Source organism: Mixta sp. BE291 (assembly GCF_031457955.1).
GTDB lineage: Bacteria > Pseudomonadota > Gammaproteobacteria > Enterobacterales > Enterobacteriaceae > Mixta.
Genome location: NZ_JAVDXN010000005.1, coordinates 267,475 through 289,640, shown reverse-complemented (window position 1 = coordinate 289,640; position 22,166 = coordinate 267,475). Strand labels below are relative to the sequence as shown.

Annotated in this window: 20 protein-coding genes and 1 tRNA gene; 13 read left to right on the top strand and 8 right to left on the bottom strand. The window is 55.5% G+C overall.

Annotation, left to right across the window (positions count from 1 at the left end; translation table 11 throughout):
- Positions 1–376: 376 nt before the first annotated feature.
- Positions 377–2,497, top strand: a complete 2,121-nt coding sequence (locus tag J2X14_RS13900; RefSeq protein WP_352411779.1) for a hypothetical protein — start codon at positions 377–379, stop codon at positions 2,495–2,497.
- Positions 2,498–2,689: 192 nt separating this feature from the next.
- On the opposite strand, the gene J2X14_RS13895 is transcribed toward J2X14_RS13900, so the two are convergent.
- Together J2X14_RS13895 and J2X14_RS13890 are read right to left on the bottom strand one after the other, a co-directional pair.
- Positions 2,690–3,895, bottom strand: a complete 1,206-nt coding sequence (locus tag J2X14_RS13895; protein ID WP_352411778.1) for a tyrosine-type recombinase/integrase — start codon at positions 3,893–3,895, stop codon at positions 2,690–2,692.
- A 174-nt stretch (positions 3,896–4,069) separates the two neighbouring features.
- Positions 4,070–4,146, bottom strand: a tRNA-Arg gene (locus J2X14_RS13890).
- A gap of 182 nt (positions 4,147–4,328) precedes the next feature.
- Here J2X14_RS13890 and folD point away from each other — a divergent pair.
- Together folD and ybcJ are read left to right on the top strand one after the other, a co-directional pair.
- Entirely contained in the window at positions 4,329–5,195 is an 867-nt protein-coding gene (gene folD / locus J2X14_RS13885) for a bifunctional methylenetetrahydrofolate dehydrogenase/methenyltetrahydrofolate cyclohydrolase FolD (protein ID WP_352411777.1), read from the top strand.
- On the top strand, positions 5,195–5,407 hold the full coding sequence (ybcJ, locus tag J2X14_RS13880) for a ribosome-associated protein YbcJ (protein ID WP_352411776.1): 213 nt from the start codon (positions 5,195–5,197) through the stop codon (positions 5,405–5,407). The genes folD and ybcJ overlap by 1 nt, the downstream gene beginning before the upstream one ends.
- A 64-nt stretch (positions 5,408–5,471) precedes the next feature.
- On the opposite strand, the gene J2X14_RS13875 is transcribed toward ybcJ, so the two are convergent.
- From J2X14_RS13875 to cysS, 3 genes are all read right to left on the bottom strand, one after another.
- On the bottom strand, positions 5,472–6,563 hold the full coding sequence (locus J2X14_RS13875) for an oxidoreductase (RefSeq protein WP_502890011.1): 1,092 nt from the start codon (positions 6,561–6,563) through the stop codon (positions 5,472–5,474).
- Positions 6,556–7,314, bottom strand: coding sequence for a DeoR/GlpR family DNA-binding transcription regulator (locus tag J2X14_RS13870; protein ID WP_352411774.1), 759 nt, complete (start codon positions 7,312–7,314; stop codon positions 6,556–6,558). Before J2X14_RS13870 ends, J2X14_RS13875 begins: the two co-directional genes overlap by 8 nt.
- 149 nt (positions 7,315–7,463) lie before the next feature.
- A complete protein-coding gene (cysS, locus tag J2X14_RS13865; protein ID WP_352411773.1) occupies positions 7,464–8,843 on the bottom strand; it encodes a cysteine--tRNA ligase in 1,380 nt (459 codons plus the stop codon).
- Between the two features lie 243 nt (positions 8,844–9,086).
- On the opposite strand from cysS, the gene ppiB reads away from it, so the two are divergent.
- From ppiB to purK, 4 genes are all read left to right on the top strand, one after another.
- A complete protein-coding gene (gene ppiB / locus J2X14_RS13860; RefSeq protein ID WP_352411772.1) occupies positions 9,087–9,581 on the top strand; it encodes a peptidylprolyl isomerase B in 495 nt (164 codons plus the stop codon).
- On the top strand, positions 9,581–10,297 hold the full coding sequence (gene lpxH, locus J2X14_RS13855; RefSeq protein WP_352411771.1) for a UDP-2,3-diacylglucosamine diphosphatase: 717 nt from the start codon (positions 9,581–9,583) through the stop codon (positions 10,295–10,297). Before ppiB ends, lpxH begins: the two co-directional genes overlap by 1 nt.
- A 145-nt stretch (positions 10,298–10,442) precedes the next feature.
- The gene (gene purE / locus J2X14_RS13850) at positions 10,443–10,952 is read left to right on the top strand and encodes a 5-(carboxyamino)imidazole ribonucleotide mutase (protein WP_352411770.1); all 510 of its coding nucleotides are present in this window, start codon (positions 10,443–10,445) and stop codon (positions 10,950–10,952) included.
- Complete coding sequence (gene purK / locus J2X14_RS13845) at positions 10,949–12,016, top strand: 5-(carboxyamino)imidazole ribonucleotide synthase (protein WP_352411769.1); 1,068 nt, start codon at positions 10,949–10,951, stop codon at positions 12,014–12,016. Before purE ends, purK begins: the two co-directional genes overlap by 4 nt.
- A 36-nt stretch (positions 12,017–12,052) precedes the next feature.
- Here purK and ybbP read toward each other — a convergent pair whose 3' ends face one another.
- Together ybbP and ybbA are read right to left on the bottom strand one after the other, a co-directional pair.
- A complete protein-coding gene (gene ybbP / locus J2X14_RS13840) occupies positions 12,053–14,461 on the bottom strand; it encodes a putative ABC transporter permease subunit YbbP (protein WP_352411768.1) in 2,409 nt (802 codons plus the stop codon).
- Positions 14,458–15,144, bottom strand: a complete 687-nt coding sequence (gene ybbA / locus J2X14_RS13835) for a putative ABC transporter ATP-binding protein YbbA (protein ID WP_352411767.1) — start codon at positions 15,142–15,144, stop codon at positions 14,458–14,460. The genes ybbP and ybbA overlap by 4 nt, the downstream gene beginning before the upstream one ends.
- Between ybbA and tesA the strand changes: the two genes are divergently transcribed.
- The 5 genes from tesA to J2X14_RS13810 all read left to right on the top strand — a co-directional run bounded on the left by tesA (position 15,112) and on the right by J2X14_RS13810 (position 18,915).
- On the top strand, positions 15,112–15,735 hold the full coding sequence (gene tesA / locus J2X14_RS13830) for a multifunctional acyl-CoA thioesterase I/protease I/lysophospholipase L1 (protein WP_352411766.1): 624 nt from the start codon (positions 15,112–15,114) through the stop codon (positions 15,733–15,735). The two genes, ybbA and tesA, sit on opposite strands and share 33 nt — an antisense overlap.
- Positions 15,736–15,766: 31 nt before the next feature.
- Complete coding sequence (locus tag J2X14_RS13825) at positions 15,767–16,540, top strand: SDR family oxidoreductase (RefSeq protein WP_352411765.1); 774 nt, start codon at positions 15,767–15,769, stop codon at positions 16,538–16,540.
- A gap of 80 nt (positions 16,541–16,620) precedes the next feature.
- Entirely contained in the window at positions 16,621–17,478 is an 858-nt protein-coding gene (locus J2X14_RS13820) for a co-chaperone YbbN (RefSeq protein WP_352411764.1), read from the top strand.
- Between the two features lie 55 nt (positions 17,479–17,533).
- On the top strand, positions 17,534–18,451 hold the full coding sequence (locus tag J2X14_RS13815; protein ID WP_352411763.1) for an SPFH domain-containing protein: 918 nt from the start codon (positions 17,534–17,536) through the stop codon (positions 18,449–18,451).
- Positions 18,451–18,915, top strand: coding sequence for an NfeD family protein (locus tag J2X14_RS13810; RefSeq protein ID WP_352411762.1), 465 nt, complete (start codon positions 18,451–18,453; stop codon positions 18,913–18,915). The genes J2X14_RS13815 and J2X14_RS13810 overlap by 1 nt, the downstream gene beginning before the upstream one ends.
- Here the strand turns inward: J2X14_RS13810 and cueR are convergent.
- The gene (gene cueR / locus J2X14_RS13805) at positions 18,912–19,319 is read right to left on the bottom strand and encodes a Cu(I)-responsive transcriptional regulator (protein ID WP_352411761.1); all 408 of its coding nucleotides are present in this window, start codon (positions 19,317–19,319) and stop codon (positions 18,912–18,914) included. The genes J2X14_RS13810 and cueR overlap by 4 nt on opposite strands.
- A 217-nt stretch (positions 19,320–19,536) precedes the next feature.
- Between cueR and copA the strand changes: the two genes are divergently transcribed.
- On the top strand, positions 19,537–22,125 hold the full coding sequence (gene copA, locus J2X14_RS13800) for a copper-exporting P-type ATPase CopA (protein ID WP_352411760.1): 2,589 nt from the start codon (positions 19,537–19,539) through the stop codon (positions 22,123–22,125).
- Positions 22,126–22,166 lie beyond the last annotated feature (41 nt).

Here is a 22,166-nt window from a genome sequence, read left to right as displayed (position 1 = left end):
TCTCGATTTTGGAGCTAACCTCTGATGAGAGGAAACCTCATCATGGGTTAATCCCTGTGCGAGTGGTCGCCAATGTATACAAAGTGATATTGACCGGGATTATCTCATAAAATCAGCCGGACTTAATTACCTAAGGCCAAAATGCATGCAAGTTTGCGCCCTCTAAGATGGTCGAGACAAGCGATCGCGACCAGCATCTACAAACTGGGAAATTGATGGCTTGCACAGAACTAGTTGTGAAACAGCTTATGGAAGTGTTGGTGTACCGGCTGCGATGTGTTGTGGCGAATACTTAACGAAGTATTGATAGTGATTTTTCTAACAATTGTTGCTAATCTGACCACACACATAATTTCTCTGAAAGAGTTAGGAAAAAATGAGAAACCCGAACGCAAACCTCCAAGGTATGCTTAGGCTTATTCCAGCCTCAAAGAACACGCTAGCTCCAGTTTTTGAGGCAATAACTAACTCTTTAGAGTCTATCCTCGAAAAAAAAAGCACTAAAAAACAATTCATCAGTGTGAATTTTCATTTCAACGATATTGACAAAGAAAAGAAACACCTCGATCGTATAGTTATTTCTGATACTGGTGTTGGATTTAACAGTGTTTCTTTTGAAAGATTTGGCGCAATATTAGACAATTCCAAAGGCTATCATAATAGAGGTACTGGGCGTTTACAGTTCTTACACCGTTTCTCTCAACTTAGTATAGTTAGTCAATATATAGAAAAGAATGAGAGCTATATTCGAACTTTCAAAAGCAGTAATGAGAACTTCATCTTTGATGAGCGGCTGGTGCAGTCGAATTCTGAAGAATCTTTGACAACAATAACTTTGCAAGGATTTAAGTCACAGAAAAAAGATGATGAATATTTCAGTTCGTTGACACTGAAAAAATTTGAGTCCCTTATTAAATCTCAATATGCACTACGTGTATATTTAGAAAAGCAGAAAGATATCACATTCCCTGATTTAAAGCTCCAATTTGAATATTCTGTGTCTTCAGAATCAGAAACAGTTTGCTTGACTCCCGATCTCTTCCCTGAACCTTGCCAATCCGGGCAGTTTACAGTTCCTTACTCCTACCCACGACAAAATGACAAGGCAAAAAGTGGTGTTGACTGGATTTGCGATTCAGTTAAAGAGCCAGAAATTTTTAAGTGGCTTGTATTTGAGTTTGACGCTGAATCAATAGAAAGTCACGGGGCATTTCTTTGCAGTAAAGATATCCCAGTCGAACACATTAAGAATCCCATTATAAATAATGCGAATGGGTTGATTGGTAAGAAAAAAATTGCGGCATTTTATGGTGATTACTTAGATCGCCCAGAAAATGTAAATGACGCTGTAGATTCCTTTATAATAAAATCTAAATTAGATGTTAATCAGATATCTTCTTCTTTATTTTATGATTATTCATATGTGTATATGGATGATATTAAAAAAGAGGTTGGCATTCAGCTTGATAAGATTTATGAGGAACTTGTAGATGCAAAGGAAGCAACCAGCAAAAGAGTGATGATGCTCGCTCTAGAACTCGGTGTGTCGGCAAAGGTTGCTGACATTGTAAAAGGCCGAGTAAAGCTGAATGCACCAGATGAGGTGATAATTAAATCTCTACATGTTGAATTAGCCAATATTATCGCAGATAAAAGTAATAAAACCAGAACCATCATTAAACAATTAGATAAACTAAACCCTGCCTCTGATAATTATCAAGCGCAAATCGAGTCAAAATCAAAAGAAATTTCTCGACTTATTGATGAGCAAAATAAAGAAGAACTTTCTAAGTACGTTATTCGTAGAGAGATTATTACAACACTGCTGGACAAAATAGTATCAAGCAAGCTTGAGATTCAAAATGAAGAACAACCTTTAGGGAAAAGAAAAGATAAAGAGGGAATTATTCATGACTTGTTTTTTAAAAGAAAAACCAATAATGAGATTAATGACCTTTGGGTTATTGATGAGGAATTTCTTTATTATCAAGGGTTTTCTGAAATAGAGTTAAGTAAAATAACTTTACCTGATGGAACTCCCCTTCTTCGACGAGAAGCGTATGAAGTTATGGTAAAAGAAGGGTTTAAGCCCAATCAAAGACCTGATGTTTACCTTTATGCTGGAGAAGGTAAGTGTATTTTGCTTGAGTTTAAGGCTCAAGACGTTGATCTTTCTGATTACCTGCAACAAATGCCTAAATATTGCAATATATTGGCAAATTACGCAAATGTTAAGCTGGAAAAATTCTACTGTTATTTGATTGGTGAAAAAATATCACCAATTTCATCTTTGAACGATTATGAGCAATCAGTAACAGGAAGTTGGTACAGGGATTCTATTCCAGTGAGAAGTGCCGACTTAACTAATAGGCAAACTATTGCAAATATTCGAATGGAAATATTAAAGTTGTCTGATATTTCAAAAAGAGCTCGATTGAGAAATGTTAGCTTTGCCCAAAAACTGGGGCTCAAAAAAATGCTTGCAAGCTCTGATTGATTTTGGGTATTTATAACAGATGACGCTCATAACTGTCAGAGAGCAGTGCTGGATGTTGATTTGTGCCAATTAATGACATGGCTTACTATTGTGTGAGCCATGTCATTAGACTTATAAACATACCTCTTTTAGTCACACACTTTTTGAGTTCCCTTACCAATATCGCTGCAAGGTTAAATCAGAGATTACCATTCAAACGACTTTTGGGAGCTCAGTAGTATTAATTTTCCCTAAACCATCCACAAAATCCCCATACCACTGCAACATTTCCCTTCTCTGCTCCAGATACTGAGCATGATTATACGTCCCACGAATTGTGTTTTTGTCCACATGAGCTAACTGCAACTCAATCCACGCGGTGTTATACCCCTGCTCATGCAGGATGGTACTCATCGTGTGCCGGAATCCATGTCCTGTCGCTTTCCCGTGATAACCAATGCGTTTCAACACCTGATTGATGCTCGCTTCACTCATTGGTTTGGTGATGTCATTGCGTCCGGGAAATACCAGCGAATAACGCCCAGTAACCACTTGGATCTCGCGCAGTGCTTCAACCACCTGGGTTGACAGCGGTACCATATGTGGACGCCGCATCTTCATGCGTTCTTTAGGCACTTCCCAAATCGCTTTATCAAGATCAAACTCTTTCCACTCAGCCAGACGTAACTCAATGGTGCGCACACCGGTCAGCATCAGAATACGGGTTGCAAGCCGAGTGATTGGGCTACCTGAATAGGCTTCTAACGCCTGCAAAAACTCAGGCAGCTCTTCCGCGAGCAGATGAGGGAAATGTTGTGGCTTTGGCGTTGCCAAAGCACTAGAAAGCTCAGATGCAGGGTTATTCTCCGCCCGGCCAGTGACAATCGCGTATCGAAATACCTGATTGCATGCCTGTCGGATTTTACGCAATTTATCGAGAACACCGCGCTTCTCTAGCTTACGCAGCGTCGTCAGCATCTCCAGCGGCTTTATCTCTGCAATGGGTCGCTTGCCGAGATCTGGGAAGATGTCGTTTTCAAATGCTTCCATTAAGTCATCAGCGTAGCCTTTTGACCATCCGGTACGCTTATACTCATGCCATTCCAGCGCGATAGCTTTGAAGTTATTTTCAACACTTGCCTTCTGCGCCAGTTTTTCAACCCGCTTCTCTTCGCTTGGATCTCCGCCAAGCGCAACAACCTTGCGTGCTTCCTCTCGCTTCAAACGAGCATCTGCCAATGAGATATCGGGATAAACACCGATAGAGAGCTTTTTCTCTTTACCCAGCACGCGATATTTTAAGCGCCAGTATTTAGCACCGTTGGGTTTGATCAGCAGGTAGAGCCCGCCTCCATCCGTTAATTTGTATTCTTTCTCTCTTGGTTTTGCAGTGTCGATCTGCCGTGCATTTAGTGGCATAGGGGGCCCCTAATTTCCATTGAACGAGATGAGCCCCCGCAAAGGCCCCCAGACACCAATTGATTTGGGTTGAACTGAGTAGACTTTAGTTGAGCTCGCGACAGAAAAATCCAGCTATATCAGGGATTATAAAGCAAAGAAAGAGAGTTCAGTAGAAGTGTGTTGACTTGAAAATGGCACGCCCTACAGGATTCGAACCTGTGACCTACGGCTTAGAAGGCCGGTGCTCTATCCAGCTGAGCTAAGGGCGCATTGGTGATTTGCGTCGAATTATACGGCGCGCAGACAGCGAGTCAACGTTTTTGCAGCCGTGCCGTTCCCATCGCTGAAGATGTAACCAGCCAGCGCGATTCAGAGACTGACAGCGGCCTGTGCTTCTGACAAAATATGCCCCATTCCCCCGATTCACTCAAACAGATGGATTTCTTCACTGATGGCAGCAAAAATTATCGACGGTAAAACGATTGCGCAGCAGGTGCGCCTTGAGGTTGCCGAAAAAGTGAAACAGCGGCTGGCAGACGGAAAACGCGCGCCAGGTCTGGCGGTGGTGCTGGTTGGCGAAGATCCCGCTTCTCAGATCTATGTCGGCAGCAAGCGCCGCGCCTGCGAAGAAGTCGGGTTTCTCTCCCGCTCTTACGATCTGCCCGCCACCACCAGCGAAGCCGAGCTGCTTGAGCTAATTGATGCCCTGAACCATGACAACGAGATCGACGGTATCCTGGTGCAGCTGCCGTTACCGGCGGGTATTGATAACGTTAAGGTGCTGGAGCGCATCGCGCCCGATAAAGATGTTGATGGTTTTCATCCTTACAATGTAGGCCGCCTGTGCCAGCGCGCGCCGCTGCTGCGTCCCTGTACGCCGCGCGGCATTATCACGCTGCTGGAGCGTTATAACATTGACACCTATGGCCTGAATGCGGTCGTGGTTGGCGCGTCCAATATCGTTGGGCGTCCGATGAGCCTTGAGCTGCTGCTGGCGGGCTGCACCACCACCGTAACGCATCGTTTTACTAAAGATCTGCGTCATCATATTGAACATGCCGATCTGCTGGTCGTAGCCGTCGGCAAGCCGGGCTTTATCCCTGGCGAATGGATTAAACCCGGCGCTATTGTTATCGATGTCGGCATTAACCGTTTAGACAGCGGCAAAGTCGTGGGCGACGTCGAGTTCGCCAGCGCAGCCGAACGCGCCGCGTGGATCACGCCGGTGCCGGGCGGCGTAGGGCCGATGACGGTCGCAACGCTCATCCAAAACACGCTGCAGGCGTGCGAAGAATATCATGATAAAGGAACCGTATAATGGCGACATTTTCCCTGGGTAAACATGCGCATGTTGATTTATGCGATCTGCTGAAGCTTGAGGGCTGGGTAGAGAGCGGCGCAGCAGCCAAAAACCTGATTGCTGACGGCCAGGTTAGCGTGGACGGCCAGGTTGAAATGCGTAAACGCTGCAAGATCGTGGCGGGTCAAACCGTTGAGTTCAGCGGCCAGCGCGTGACGGTCATCGCCTGATACCGCGCGACCCTAAATTCATCGTTAAACAGCCGACATCGTCGGCTGTTTTTTATTGCAGCGCTTACTGCACCTGCGGAAAACGCAGCGCGCTTTTCTCTTCAGCGCTAAGCGCAGGCTGCTGCGCCTGGCCGCTCTCTGAGGATGTTACCGCCGCCTCTAATACCGCCATCACCGCCAACGCCTGCTCAGGCGGCACCGGATTCTCCTGCGCGCCGTTTAGCGCATTGGCGATCTGGATGTAATATTGACGCTGATCGCCCGCGGGCACCGGCAGCTGCGTTTGCGCTTCGCCGCTGTAAAGCACCATCGCGTCATCATCTTCGCCCCATCCTGCGCTGCCAGGCGTCACGCCAGCCAGCAGCTGACTCTCCTGACGGTCAGCCAGGGCTTTAATCACGCTGCCTTTGCTGCCGTGTACGCTAAAGCGTGAGACGCCACCGGCCACCAGCATGCTGCAATGCAGAATTACCCGGTGCGCGGGATAGGTTAATACCACATGCGCCCAGTCATTAACTTCCGCGCCGTCACGTAGCGTGGCGATATTGCCCTGCACGCTCTCCGGCAGGCCAAACAGCTGCAAAACCTGATCGATCAGATGCGGGCCGATATCGAACCACAGGCCGCTGCCCGGCACATTCTGCTCGCGCCAGCGCACGCGCACCTGCGGGCGGAAGCGATCGATATGCGACTCAAACTGCACTACCTGCCCCACTTTCCCCTGCTCTATCGCCTGACGAATGCCAAGGTAATCGCTGTCCCAGCGGCGGTTGTGGAATACCGACAGCAGCAGCCCCTTCTCCTGCGCCAGCGCAATCAGTTCACGCGCTTCCTGCATATCCAGCGTAAACGGTTTATCAACCACCACATGCTTACCGGCTTCCAACGCCTGACGCGCCAGCGGCGCATGGGTGGTATTCGGCGAAGCGATCACCACCAGATCAATCTCAGGGTGCGCGATCGCCTGCTGTAGATCCGCGATCACCTGGATGCCGGGAAGATCGACATGGACTTTAGCGGCATCGCTGGAGGCGACGGCATAGAGGTTCAAACCCGCCGTGGCGGAGATCAGCGGAGCGTGAAAGGTTTTACCGGCAAAACCATAGCCAATCAGCACGGCATTAAGCATCTTTGCAGACGTAGCGGTATTACTCATAGTGTTCTCCTTCAGCGATAACAGAGATGTCGACAGAGGATAAAGCGGGCAGCTCATCCCAGCGACGATCGATAAACAGACGTTGTATCTCAGTTAAATCTGCGACCCGATGCGGCTGGCAGCGGTTCAGCTTTAAATGATCGGCCACCAGCCAGCGTTGGGCGCTGAACGCCAGCATAGCGCGTTTGATTTCCGCATCGGCCTCATGGCTGGCGCTCAGCCCCAACGTGGGATGCACCGCACAGGCGCCCAACACAACGATATCGGCGCGATAGCGCTGTAGCATGGCCAGCGTGGCGGCGCCTGCAAACAGGCGCTGTTGGTTATCCCACTGTCCGCCCAGCAAAATAAGCTCAATCTCAGGACGATCGTTCAGCGCCCAGGCGATATCCAGCGAGGCGGTAATCACCCGCGCTGGCACGGTCAGGGCTTGCGCCACCGCCAGCACCGTACTGCCAGCATCCAGCATTAATGTGCTGCCGGGCGGAATCTGCGCCGCGACCGCCTCGCCCAGGCGCTGCTTAGTGGCGTTAAGCACGGCGCTGCGCGCCCGGCGCGTCATCACCGGCACATCCAGCGCAATCGCCCCGCCATGACTTTTTTGCGCCAGCCCCTGCTGTTGTAGATCGTTAAGATCGCGCCGCACGGTATCCACTGATACCTGTAATGCCTGCGCAAGCTGCGTCACGCTGGACTGTCCCTGCTCGCTGAGCAGCGTTAATAAGGTTTTCTGGCGAGCGGCTTTATGCATAAGGATCCTCCTTGCAGGCAATATACAGCAAGAAACAGCAAAATACTGCAAAGATAACGCACGCGCTCGTGCGGCGGTGGTTAAAAGATAGCGATTCCGGGGAGAAAATGCGGCAAAAAAAAGGCCGGTAAGCACCGGCCTTGTCACGATTATTTACGACGCCAGGTGGTGCCCTGCGGCCCATCCTCCAGCACGATGCCAAGCACATTCAGCTTGTCGCGGGCAACATCCGCCTGCGCCCAGTCTTTGGCCTGACGCGCATCGTTACGCATTTTAATCAGCGCTTCGATCTCTGCCACGTCATCATCCTGCGCCCCGCCCTGCAGGAACAGCTCAGGATCCTGCTCCAGCAAGCCAAGCACGCCAGCCAGCTCGCGCAGACGCGCCGCCAGCCCGTTCGCTGCGCTCATATCTTCCGTTTTCAGGCGGTTAACGTCACGCGCCAGATCAAACAGCACCGAATAGGCTTCCGGCGTGTTGAAATCATCATCCATCGCCTCGCGGAAACGGGTCACGAACGCTTCGCCACCGGCCGCCGCGGCGCTGGCATCGGTATGACGCAGCGCGGTATAAAGACGTTCCAGCGCCGCACGCGCCTGTTTCAGGTTATCTTCGCCATAGTTGAGCTGGCTGCGGTAGTGGCCGGACATCAGGAAGTAACGCACCGTTTCCGCATCAAAATGCTGCAGCACATCGCGAATAGTAAAGAAGTTGCCGAGCGATTTAGACATCTTCTCGCGATCGACCATCACCATCCCGGAGTGCATCCAGTAGTTAACGTACGGGCCATCATGGGCGCAGGTGGATTGCGCAATTTCGTTTTCATGGTGCGGGAACATCAGATCCGAACCGCCGCCGTGAATATCAAAATGCTCGCCCAGCTGTTTGCTGTTCATCGCGGAACATTCGATATGCCAGCCCGGACGACCGGCGCCCCACGGCGATGGCCAGCTTGGCTCGTCCGCTTTCGACATCTTCCACAACACAAAATCCATGGGATTGCGCTTCACGTCCGCCACTTCAACGCGCGCGCCTGCCTGTAACTGATCGAGATCCTGACGGGAAAGGCAGCCATAATCCGCATCGCTGTCCACGGCAAACATCACATCGCCGTTGCTGGCAACATAGGCGTGCCCACGTGCGATCAGCTTTTCTACCAGCTCGATAATTTCGCTGATGTGGCGCGTGGCGCGTGGCTCCAGATCGGGCGGCTGAATATTCAGCGCGCTGAAATCAGCGTGCATCTCCGCAATCATGCGGTTGGTGAGATCCTCGACCGACTCCTGGTTCTCATTGGCGCGTTTAATGATTTTGTCATCAATATCGGTAATGTTACGCACATATTTCAGCTGATAGCCGCAATAGCGTAGGTAGCGCGCTACAATATCAAAGGCGACAAAAGTACGACCGTGGCCGATGTGGCTGAGGTCATAAACGGTAATGCCGCACACGTACATGCCGATTTCTCCGGCATGAATCGGTTTAAATTCCTCTTTTTGTCGCGTCAGGGTATTAAAAATTTTAAGCATTGAACTTTCCGTATAAGCGTGTGCGGATAAACAAAACCAGAAAGTCTATTTTTCACGTAAGCGCGGCGCAATGCAAGAAACCAGACCATGCAGCGCACCGATGAAGGCAGAAAGCCCTTCTGCGTTTACTGACGTCAGCGCGCGAATTATGTTATAAGAGGCGTCTGTTAAAACTGGCCCGCCACCCTGATGCAGCGTGCGGGTACAGAATCTTGAAAACTCCAACCTTTACAGGATGAGATTATGGTTACTTTCCAGACTAATCATGGCGATATCGTGATCAAAACATTTGATGACAAAGCGCCTGCAACCGTGCAGAACTTCCTGGACTACTGCCGTGAAGGTTTTTACGACAACACTATTTTCCACCGTGTGATCAACGGCTTTATGATCCAGGGCGGCGGTTTTGAACCGGGCATGCAGCAGAAAGCAACCAAAGCGGAAATCAAAAACGAAGCCAATAACGGCCTGAAAAACACCCGTGGCACGCTGGCAATGGCGCGGACTTCCGCACCGCACTCCGCTACCGCGCAGTTCTTTATCAACGTAGCCGATAACGACTTCCTGAACTTCCGTGACGAAAGCCTGCAGGGCTGGGGTTACTGCGTGTTCGCCGAAGTGGTAGAAGGCATGGACGTGGTTGAGAAAATCAAAGGCGTGGCGACCGGCCGCAGCGGTATGCATCAGGACGTGCCGAAAGAAGACGTGATCATTCAGAAAGTCACCGTTAGCGAGTAATGTCACGCACGCTATTTATCGCAGATCTGCATCTGTGTACTCAGGAACCGGCAATTACTGCCGGTTTTCTGCGTTTTTTGCAGCGCGAAACGCAAAATGCCGATGCGTTATACATTCTGGGCGACCTGTTTGAGGCCTGGATCGGCGATGACGATCCCAATCCGCTGCATCAGCAGATCGCGGCGGCGCTCAACGCGTTGCCGTTGCCGGTCTTTTTTATTCACGGCAACCGCGATTTTCTGCTGGGCAAACGCTATGCGCGCGCCAGCGGCATGCAGCTGCTGCCGGAAGAGCAGATGTTGAATCTGTATGGTCGCTCGGTGCTGATTATGCATGGCGATACGCTCTGCACCGATGACGAAGGCTATCAGCGCTTTCGCCGCAAAGTGCATCAGCCCTGGCTGCAAAAGCTGTTTCTTGCTTTACCGCTGCGGCTGCGTCAGCGCATTGCCCTGCGTATGCGTGACGGCAGTAAAGATGCCAATCAGCATAAATCGGTGGCGATTATGGATGTCAATCCGCAAGCGGTGGTTGATGCGATGCAGCGCCATCATGTGCAGTGGCTGATTCACGGACATACCCACCGACCGGCAGTCCATACGCTTTTGGTGAACGGTCAGCCTGCGCAACGCCTGGTGTTGGGCGCCTGGCACCATGAAGGTTCGATGATCGAAGTCACGCCGCAAGGCCTTTCCCTGATCCATTTCCCTTTTTAAAAGCGGTGCGCAGGCCGCTTTTTGCCGCGTAAACCCGCTACGCAACCGTTTTCCTCGCGTCTGAGTCATGCTATTCTCTGTGCCCTTCCCGACCGCGTGACAACCACGCCGGTGACTTTTGCATAATCACAGGAGCCACATCTGCATGTCTCTTAACGCCGCCCCGACCCGCATCGCCATCGTCATGGGTTCGAAGAGTGACTGGGCCACTATGCAGTTCGCTGCGGAGATCCTTACCGTTCTGGACGTTCCTTTTCAGGTTGAAATCGTTTCTGCGCATCGCACGCCGGATAAGCTGTTTAGCTTTGCCGAAAGCGCGGCGGATAACGGTTTCCAGGTGATTATCGCCGGAGCTGGCGGCGCGGCGCATCTGCCGGGCATGCTGGCGGCGAAAACGCTGGTGCCGGTGCTGGGCGTGCCGGTACAGAGCGCGGCGCTGAGCGGCGTCGATAGTCTCTATTCCATTGTGCAGATGCCGCGCGGTATTCCGGTCGGTACGCTGGCGATCGGCAAAGCGGGCGCGGCCAACGCGGCGCTGCTGGCGGCGCAGATTCTGGCGACGCATGACCGGGAGCTGGCTACGCGCCTCAGCGCCTGGCGTCAGGCGCAAACGGATGAAGTGCTGAATAATCCCGATCCGCGGGAGGACGCATGAAGCCGGTTTGCGTACTGGGTAATGGGCAGCTGGGAAGAATGCTGCGTCAGGCGGGCGAACCGCTGGGCATCGCGGTCTATCCCGTGGGCCTCGACGCTGAGCCGGAAGCGTTGCCGATTCAGCAAAGCGTGATCACCGCAGAGATCGAACGCTGGCCGGAAACGGCGCTGACGCGTGAGCTGGCGCGGCATGCGGCTTTTGTCAATCGCGATATTTTTCCGCTGCTGGCCGATCGTTTAACACAAAAGCAGCTGCTCGATCGACTGGCACTGGCGACCGCCCCCTGGCAGCTGCTCTCGTCCGCCGACCAGTGGCCGCAGGTGTTTGCGCAGCTGGGCGAACTGGCGATCGTCAAGCGTCGAACCGGCGGTTATGACGGACGCGGTCAGTGGCGTTTACGCGCCACTGAAACCAGCGCGTTGCCCGCTGACTGCTACGGCGAATGCATCGTCGAACAGGGCATTAACTTTTCAGGTGAGGTGTCGCTGGTCGGCGCGCGCGGGCGCGACGGCAAGACCGTGTTCTATCCGCTGACGCATAACCTGCATCAGGAAGGAATTTTGCGCACCAGCGTCGCGCTGCCGCAGCCGGACCCGGCACAGCAGCAGCAGGCGGAGCAGATGCTGAGCGCGATTATGCATGAGCTGGATTACGTGGGCGTGATGGCAATGGAGTGCTTTGTGGTGCCGGAGGGGCTGCTGATCAATGAACTGGCTCCGCGCGTGCATAACAGCGGGCACTGGACGCAAAACGGCGCATCAATCAGCCAGTTCGAGCTGCATCTGCGCGCCATCCTCGATCTGCCGCTGCCGTCACCGGTGGTCAGCACGCCATCGGTGATGGTTAACCTGATTGGCACCGCCCTAAATCAGCAGTGGCTCAGCGAGCCGTTGGTGCATCTGCACTGGTATGAAAAAGAGGTGCGCCCTGGCCGCAAAGTGGGTCACCTCAACCTGAGCGATCCCGATGCGCAGCGCCTCGCCGCCGCGCTACAGGCGCTGGTGCCGATGCTGCCACCGGAATATGCCAGCGGCATTGCCTGGGCGCAGTCGACGCTACGCTAAGCACGATGGCGGTCCGATTCTGGCGGACCGCCGTTGTCAGAAACTGCGGAACAGCGCCTTACCGCGCAGCAGCCGAACCCCCAACCAGCCGCCGCACAGAGAAAGCAGCAGCGCCCCGCTTAACGGCAGTGCGATCCACAGCCGGTAATCAGGCTCCCAGGGAAAATCGAACACTTTCCGCTGTAAACCCCATAGCGCCGCTTCAGCTCCCAGCGCCGCCGCCGCGCCCGCGACAATGCCCAACAGCGCAAACTCATACCACAAGGTTGCCCGCAGCAGCTTTTTCCCCGCGCCCAGCGTGCGATATACCACCAGTTCCTGACGCCGCTGGCGCATCCCCACCTGAATCTGCGCCAACAGCAGCAGCAGCCCGCAGGCGGTCACCAGCACCACCATGATCTCCAGCGCCTGGCTGACCTGCGTCAGCACCTGACCAATCTGGCGCATCATCGCACCAATATCCAACAGGCTGAGCGTGGGAAAGGCGCGGTTCAGCTCGGCCAGCGTTCCGCTGCCGCCGTCAAAGCGGAAACTGGTGAGCCAGGTTTGCGGCTGTTCATCCAGCGCCCCCGGCGGGAAAATAAAGAAGAAATTAGGCCGCAGGCTCTCCCAGTCCACCTGACGCAGGCTGCTGATTTTCGCGCTGAACTGCTGCGTATCGCCGGTAAAGGTCAGCGTATCGCCGAGCTTAACGCCCAAACGGTCGGCCAGTTCCACCTCCATGGACACCTCTCCGGCACGCGGCGGCCATTGTCCGGCCACAATCGGGTTATGATCCGGACGGCGCGCTAAGGAGGTCAGATTAAGCTCGCGGTTCAGCGCGTTATCGCGGCGCGGATCGGCAGGCTGATGATTGATCTCCGTCAGGCGCACGCGCGCAACGGGGTAAAAGGTCTCTGGCTTAATCTGATGCTGCGTCAGGAAACGTTGCACATCCGCCACCTGTTCACGGCTGATATTCAGCAGGAAATAGTTAGGGCTGTCGGCAGGCAACTGCTGCTGCCAGCGATCGAGCAGATCGCCACGCAACACCAGCAGCAGCGCCAACAGCATAAAAGAGAGCGAAAACGCAGCCAGCTGACTTAACGTCACCCACGGCTGACGCAGCAGGCGGTTTACCGCCAGCCGCAGCGCCAGTCCACGCACCTTTAGCCGACTCAACAACCAGAGCGCGCCCCACCCCAACGCCGCCAGCAGCGCCGCCAGCAATACAATTCCCGCCAGCAAGGCCCAGAGCAGCTTGCTGCTGCCGACCAGCAGCAGCAACAGCGCCACCACCACCAGCGCCATCGCGGGCAGATAATAGCGTAACGGCCACGCGGTGGTGATGACATCCTGGCGCAGCACACGCAGCGGCTGCGTCGCTAACAGCAGCCGGTAAGGACGCAACCCTACCAGCAGCGAAATGGTAAACAGCGCGCCCAGCGCCCAGATCCACGGCCAGATCCCGGCGGCAGGCAACTCGCCGGGCAGCACCGGACGCAGCATGGTTAACAGCAACCGCTCGAAGCCCATTCCCAGCGCGCTGCCCGCCAGCGCCGCCAGCAACAGCACTGCCAGCCATTGTCCAACAATCAGCTTACGTAACGCGCTGCGCCCGGCGCCCAGCGTTTTCAGTACCGCTACCAGGTCGTAACGGCTGCGGCAATAGTGGCTCATCGCCACCGCCACCGCCGCTACTGCCAGCAGCAGCGTCAACAGCGCCGACAGCAGTAAAAATTGTTGGGCGCGCTGCATTGAGCGCCCCAAAGCATCTTCCGAATTCTCCACGCTCTGCCAGCGCTGATCGCTTGTTAACTGTGGCGTAATCCAGCTATCGTAGCGGCTGAGCGCCCCGGCGTCGCCCGCCACTTTATAGCGCCAGGTCAGGCGGCTGCCTGGCTGTACCGCGCCGGTTTTCTCCACGTCATCAAGGTTCATCAGCAGGCGCGGCGCGGTTTGAAAGGGATTAAAACCGGCATCCGGCTCCTGCAACACCGTTCCGGCGATATGCAAACGGACATCGCCGACATCCAGTTCGTCGCCAGGCTTAACGCCCAGCAGCGCCATCAGCCGCGGCGCCAGCAGCACGCTGCCGGGCTGCGGCTTGAGACCCGGCGGTTCGGTGCGCAGGTCGCCAAACAGCGGATAGGTTTGATCGACCGCTTTTACCGCCGCCAGCTGCGGCGCGTCACCCGCAAAGGTCATGGTCATAAAGGTAAGCTGGGCAGAGACCTGTAACCCCAGCTGCTGCGCGCGATCGCGCCACGGCTGCGGCATCGGATGCGCGCTGCGTAACGTACGATCGCCCGCCATAAATTCACGGCTTTGCTGCGTCAGCCCTTTTTCCATACGGTCGCCCAGCGTGCCTAACGCTAAAACGCAGGCGACCGACAAGGTGAGCGCCAGCCAGACAATCAGCAGCGAGGGCGAACGCCACTCGCGCCAGAACCAGCGCCAAATCATGCTTCCTCCCACAGCTTGCCGTCACGCACGCGCAGCCGTCGATCGCAACGCGCCGCCAGTTGCAGATCGTGGGTCACCAGAATCAGCGTGGTGGCGCTGTCACGGTTCATGGAGAACAGCAGATCGGCAATGCGATCGCCGGTCTGCCGATCGAGATTGCCGGTGGGTTCATCAGCAAACAGCACGTCAGGACGACCATTAAAGGCGCGAGCCAGCGCCACGCGCTGTTGTTCGCCGCCGGAAAGCTGCGACGGCAGATGATGCAGGCGTTTGCCCAGCCCCAGCTGCTCCAGCAGCGCCTGCGCCTGCTCGCGGCCCTGACGCTCCGGTTCACCGCGCAGCAGCGCAGGCAGCTGCACATTTTCCAGCGCGTTCAGGGTCGGCACCAGCATAAAGGACTGGAACACAAACCCTACGTGGCGCGCCCGCAGCTGCGCGCGCTGTTCCTCGTTCATTTTTTGCAGCGGTTCGCCGCACAGCCAGACTTCGCCGCTGCTGCCATCATCCAGCCCGGCGAGAATCCCCAACAGCGTAGACTTGCCCGATCCCGATTCACCAATCAGGGCAATGCTCTCCCCTGGTTTGACAACCAGGTCAACTCCGGTAAGGATGAACAACTGATGCTCACCTTCACCGACGGATTTAGTAAGATGATGAACTTCAACAATGTTTTCCGCTGGCATTATCCCTTCCTGTTGTTGTTACTGTTACTGACGCGCATGGCGTCTGCAGAATCACTGTTGGTTCTCGGCGACAGCCTGAGCGCCGGTTATCGCATGTCGGCCAGTCAGGCGTGGCCTGCCCTGCTGGATAAAAAATGGCAGCAGCAGCCAGAGGTTATCAATGGCAGCATTAGCGGCGATACAGCGGCGCAGGGGCTGGCGCGTCTGCCTGCGCTGTTGCAGCAGCACCATCCGCGCTGGGTATTGATCGAGCTGGGCGGTAACGATGGCCTGCGTGGCTTCCCGCCGCAAAACATTGAGCAGGACTTAAGTAAAATCATCACCACGGTTCAGGCGGCTAATGCGCAACCGCTGCTGATGCAGATTCGTTTACCGGCAAACTACGGTCGTCGTTATAACGACGCTTTCAATAATATCTATGTCAAACTGGCGCAGCAGTACAATATTCCGCTGGTGCCCTTTTTTATGGAGCAGGTTTATCTGAAACCCCAGTGGATGCAGCAGGACGGTATTCATCCCGCGCCGGATGCGCAGGCTTTTATCACCGATCTGATGGATAAACAACTGGCTCCCCTAGTTAAGCATGAGTAACAAACGGCACAGAAGCCACGGACGTAAAGTTATGCAAAAAAACGTATTAATCACCGGCTGCTCCAGCGGTATCGGATTGGTTGCCGCCAATGATTTGTTAATGCGCGGCTACCGCGTGCTGGCCGCCTGCCGCAAGCCGGAGGATGTCGCGCGCATGGAGACGCTGGGATTTACCGGCGTGCAGCTCGATCTCGACGATGCGCAGAGCGTGACGCAGGCGGCGGAACAGATCATCACGCTGTGCGGCGGGCGACTGTATGGCCTGTTTAATAATGCGGGCTATGGCGTTTATGGCCCGCTGGAAACGCTGTCGCGGCAGCAGCTGGAGCAGCAGTTTGCCAGCAACCTGTTTGGCACCCACCAGCTAACCATGCTGCTGCTGCCTGCCCTGCGCGCCAGCGGCGAAGCGCGTATTATTAATACCAGCTCGGTAATGGGGTTGATCTCCACGCCGGGGCGCGGCGCCTACGCTGCGAGTAAATATGCGCTGGAAGCCTGGGCCGACGCGCTGCGTATGGAACTTCATGGTAGCGGCGTGCGCGTCAGCCTGATTGAGCCCGGCCCCATCCACACGCGCTTTACTGATAATGTGAATCAGACCCAGCAGGAAAAGCCGGTGAAGAACCCTGGCATCGCGGCGCGCTTTACGCTGCCGCCGGAAGCCATCCTGCCCAAGCTGCGTCACGCGCTGGAGAGCCGTCACCCGCGTCAGCGTTATCCTGTGACGCTGGTCGCGCATGCGATGAGCTGGCTGCGACGTTTGCTGCCAGGTTGGATACTCGATCGCATTTTACGCGGCAACTAATAGCGCAGCGCAAATTTGGCTTGAAGCCGAAGGCAACGCCCCAATATCGTAACAAAGTCATCAGACAAAGAGACGCAGACATGTCATTACACGCTTCGATTATCGATATCAACGAATCAAACCTGCAACAGACGCTGGAACAGTCCATGACGGTGCCGGTGCTGTTCTATTTCTGGTCCGAACGCAGCCAGCACTGCCAGCAGCTTACGCCGGTGCTGGATAAGCTGGCGCAGGAGTACGCCGGGCAGTTCGTGCTGGCGAAGCTCGACTGCGATAATGAGCCGATGGTGGCTTCCCAGTTCGGCCTGCGCGCCATTCCCACGGTTTATCTGTTCCAGAATGGTCAGCCGGTGGATGGCTTCCAGGGCCCGCAGCCGGAAGAAGCGGTGCGCGCGCTACTGGAAAAAGTGCTGCCGCGTGAAGAGGAGCTGAAAGCGCAGCAGGCTATCGAGCTGATGCAACAGGGGAAAACACTGGATGCGCTGCCGCTGCTGAAAGAGGCATGGCAGCTTAGCAATCAATCCAGCGAAGTTGGCTTCCTGTTGGCGGAAGTGCTGATCTCCCTTAACCGCAGCGATGAGGCGGAAAGCGTGCTGAGCGTGGTGCCGTTGCAGGATCAGGATACCCGCTACCAGGCTCTGGTTGCGCAGATCGATCTGCTGAAACAGGCGGCGGATACCCCGGAAATCCAGCAGCTTCAGCAACAGCTGGAGAGCGACCCGCAGAATGCCGAGCTGGCCAGCAAACTGGCGCTGCAACTGCATCAGGTAGGCCGCAACGAAGAGGCGCTGGCGCTGCTGTACGGTTTTTTAAAGACAGACCTTAATGCCGCCGACGGTCAGGCGCGTAAGATGCTGCAGGAGATTCTGGCGGCGCTCGGCACCGGTGATGCGCTGGCGGCAAAATATCGTCGCCTGTTATACTCCCTGCTCTACTAATCTCTGCCGACAACGGGCCAGGGTTCGGCCCGTCATAAGACAGTCTGGAGGTTTTATGCTTGCTGTGATCCCGGTGCTTATTGTGGTTGCGTTAATTATCGTCTGGTCAGGCGTAAAAATTGTGCCGCAGGGCTATCAGTGGACCGTGGAGCGTTTTGGCCGTTATACCAAAACGCTGCAGCCCGGTTTAAATCTTTTAGTACCGCTTATGGACCGTGTTGGTCGCAAGATCAATATGATGGAGCAGGTGCTCGACGTGCCTTCTCAGGAAGTCATTTCCAAAGATAACGCCAATGTCACCATCGATGCCGTCTGCTTTATTCAGGTTATCGATCCGGCGCGTGCCGCCTATGAGGTCAGCAACCTTGATCAGGCGATTATTAACCTCACGATGACCAATATCCGCACGGTGCTTGGCTCCATGGAGCTGGATGAAATGCTGTCGCAGCGTGACAGCATCAATACGCGTCTGCTGCATATCGTGGATGAAGCCACCAATCCCTGGGGGATCAAGGTAACGCGTATCGAAATACGCGATGTGCGTCCGCCGCAGGAGCTGATTGCCGCCATGAATGCGCAGATGAAAGCGGAACGCACCAAGCGCGCCGATATTCTGGCGGCGGAAGGGATTCGTCAGGCGGCGATTTTACGCGCCGAAGGGGAGAAACAGTCGGAAATTTTAAAAGCGGAAGGCGACCGCCAGGCCGCTTTCCTGCAGGCGGAAGCGCGCGAACGCGCAGCAGAAGCGGAAGCCCGCGCTACCAAAATGGTGTCAGAGGCGATCGCTGCCGGGGATATCCAGGCGGTGAACTACTTTGTGGCGCAGAAATATACCGATGCGCTGCAACATATTGGTTCCGCCGATAACAGCAAAGTAGTGCTGATGCCGTTAGACGCCACCAGCATTATGGGTTCTATCGCCGGTATCAGCGAACTCCTGAACGAAAGCAGGCAGACGCGGAGTACGAAATAATGCTGGCGGCGGTGATTAACCATCCCCACTGGTTCTGGTTAACGCTGGGCGGCCTGTTATTGATTGCGGAGATGCTGGGCACCAGCGGCTATCTGCTCTGGAGCGGGCTGGCGGCGCTGGCGGTGGGATTAATACGCTGGCTGATGCCCTTTTCATGGGGAACGCAGGGCGTATTGTTCGCGCTGCTGACGCTGCTTGCCGCGTTTCTCTGGTATCGCTGGCTGGCGCTGCGCCAGAAAGATCCCGGCATGCTGCTTAACCAGCGCGGCATACAGATGACCGGCATGCAGCTGACATTAGATGAAGATCTGGTAAATGGCCTGGGTCATGTCCGCGTTGGCGACAGCAGCTGGCGCGTGCAGGCGGAAAGCGAACTCGCTGCCGGGACGCGCGTGGTAGTGATTTGCGTAGAGGGCGTAACGTTACGCATCAGGCCGTTGGACACTGAAACGCAAGGCCGTTAATTTTTTGTCCGCTGACAGCAACCGGCAAGGTTATCGATAATCGGGCAGTCTGCGCTCTCATCGCCGGGACATGCCTCCGCCAGCGCCAGCAGGCGCTCCCGCATCAGGTTTAACTCCAGAATATGCGCCTCGATCTCTTTGACTTTTTGCAGCGTACGCGCCTTCACATCCGCGCTGTGACGCGCCGGATCGTTAAACAGATGCACCAGCTCGCGGCACTCATCCAGGGTGAAACCCACCTGGCGCGCCTGGCGCAGCAGCGTCAGCTCATCCAGATGGCGCGCCGTATAGCTGCGATAGCCGTTTTCGCTACGCAGCGGCGGCGTCACCAGCCCTTTCTCTTCATAAAAGCGGATTGCCTTGCTGCTTAAGCCGGTTCTTTTTGCCACATCGCTAATATTCATTTTGCCCCCCTTTACGCTACGACAGTCAGAATAACGCTGAATCTGCAAAGTGGACAACAGCAGATTCCCCTCCTTCACTTTTCTGTTTTGTTCTGGCCGACAAAGCGTTTTATCCGCACACATTATCAGCAGGTTAAAAACTTGACCTTCCCCTTGATGGAAGGTTTAAGCTTAATGCTCCGATGATTTATCGTGCCTGAAAAGTAAGGAGTACCTTATGTCACATACCACCCTTCTCACGCTGGACGGCCTCACCTGCGGCCACTGCGTTAAACGTGTCAAAGAGGCGCTGGAACAGCGTCAGGACGTTGAGCAAGCGGACGTTTCGCTGAATGAAGCGCGCGTCACCGGCGATGCTGCCGCTGAGGCGCTGGTCGCCACCGTTGAGCAGGCAGGCTATCACGCCAGCGTGCAGGATAATGCGCGCCCAAAGCCTGAACCGCTGACAGCGACTGCAAGCCAGCTGCCAGCGGATAATAACGATCTCCCCGCTCAGGTTAAGGCCGCGGCGGATGGTTCACGCCTGACAACCCAGCAACAAGACGCCGCTGCGCAAAGCGCGGCGCTTTCTACCCAGGCTGATGAGGCAGCTGAAAATTATCAGCTGCTGATTGACGGCATGAGCTGTGCCAGCTGCGTTAGCCGCGTAGAGAAGGCGCTGGCTCAGGTGGCAGGCGTGCAGCAGGCGCGGGTTAATCTTGCCGAGCGCAGCGCGCTGGTGATTGGTTCGCCGCAGCCCGCGGCGCTGGTGGACGCCGTTAACGCTGCGGGCTACGGTGCGGAAGTGATTGGCGACGAGAACGAACGGCGTGAAAAGCAGCAGCTTGGCGCGCGTCAGGCGATGCGCCGCTTTAGCTGGCAGTCCGCACTGGCGCTGGCGCTTGGCGTGCCTTTGATGATTTACGGCCTGTTTGGCGACAATATGATGCTCACCGCCAGCAATCGCAGCGGCTGGCTGATGGTCGGCGTGCTGACGCTGTTGGTGATGGTGGTTGCAGGCGGACATTTTTACCGCAGCGCGTGGCGCAGTTTACTCAATCGCTCCGCCACCATGGATACGCTGGTGGCGCTGGGCACGCTCGCCGCCTGGCTCTATTCCATTAGCGTCAATCTGTGGCCAGAATTTTTCCCGGCCGCCGCGCGTCATCTCTATTACGAAGCCAGCGCCATGATTATCGGCCTGATTAACCTGGGCCATGCGCTGGAACAGCGGGCGCGTCAGCGCTCCTCAAAAGCGCTGGAACGGCTGCTGGATTTAACCCCCGCCACGGCACGCGTTGTCAGCGCTGAAGGTGAGAAAACCGTTGCGCTAAACGATGTTCAACTGGGCATGGTATTAAGGCTGGTGACCGGCGATCGCGTGCCGGTTGATGGCGTGATTACCGAAGGCGAAGCCTGGCTGGATGAATCGATGTTGACCGGCGAGCCGGTGCCGCAGTGCAAATCCACGGATGAGCCGTTACATGCGGGGACGCTGGTACAGGACGGCAGCGTGCTGTTTCGCGCCAGCGCCATCGGTAAAAACACCACGCTGTCGCGCATTATTCAGCTGGTGCGTCAGGCGCAAAGCAGTAAACCAGCCATCGGCCAGCTGGCAGACCGTATTTCTGCCGTGTTTGTGCCGGTGGTGGTGGCGATTGCGCTGTTCAGCGCCGCCGTCTGGTATGTGGTTGGTCCGCAGCCGTCGCTGGTCTATATGCTGGTGATTGCCACTACCGTGCTGATTATCGCCTGCCCCTGCGCGTTAGGGCTGGCCACGCCGATGTCGATTATCGCTGGCGTTGGTCGGGCGGCGGAGTTTGGCGTGCTGGTGCGCGATGCCGATGCGCTACAGCGCGCCAGCGAGCTGGATACGCTGGTATTTGATAAAACCGGGACGCTGACCCAGGGCGCGCCGCAGGTTACCGAAATCGTCACCTTCAACGGTTTCAGCGAAGAACAGGTGCTGCGCTGGGCGGCGGCGCTGGAACAGGGCTCTAACCATCCGCTGGCGAAAGCGATTCGCGATCGTGCCGCGGATATGGCGCTGCCGGAAAACAGCCAGTTTCGCACTCTGCGCGGGATGGGCGTGAGCGCTCAACTGGAAGGCAAGCCGATGCTGCTGGGCAACGCCGCCTTATTGACGCAGCAGCAGGTTGCGGCGGAACAGGCCATATCGCTTGCCGATAAGCAGGCGGCCAACGGGGCGACACCGGTGTTTCTGGCGGTGGCGGGTGAGCTGGCGGGTTTGCTATTGATCCGCGATCCGTTGCGTACCGAGAGCGTGAGCGCGTTGCAGCGTCTGCATGGGCTGGGCTATCAGCTGATTATGCTGACCGGAGACAATGAAATCACCGCCGACGCCATTGCGCGCGAAGCGGGTCTGGATCGGGTGATTGCTGGCGTCCTGCCGGATGGCAAAGCGGCAGCGATTACTCAACTGCAGCAGGCGGGCCATAAAGTGGCGATGATCGGCGACGGTATTAACGACGCCCCGGCGCTGGCGCAGGCTGACGTCGGCATTGCCATGGGCGGCGGCAGCGACGTGGCGATCGAAACCGCCGCAATTACGCTGATGCGTCACGATCTGCACAGCGTGGTCGATGCGCTGGCGATTGCCAAAGCGACGCTGCGTAATATGAAGCAGAATCTGCTGGGCGCCTTTGTTTACAATGCGCTGGCGATTCCGGTCGCGGCGGGCGTGCTCTGGCCGCTGACCGGCACGCTGCTCAGCCCGGTGATTGCGGGCGCGGCGATGGCGCTCTCTTCGATTACCGTAGTGAGCAATGCCAACCGGCTGCTGCGCTATCAGCCGCCCGGCCAATAGCCCGACGCGAGGAAGTTTCGCAACCAGGCGCTGGCTTCCCG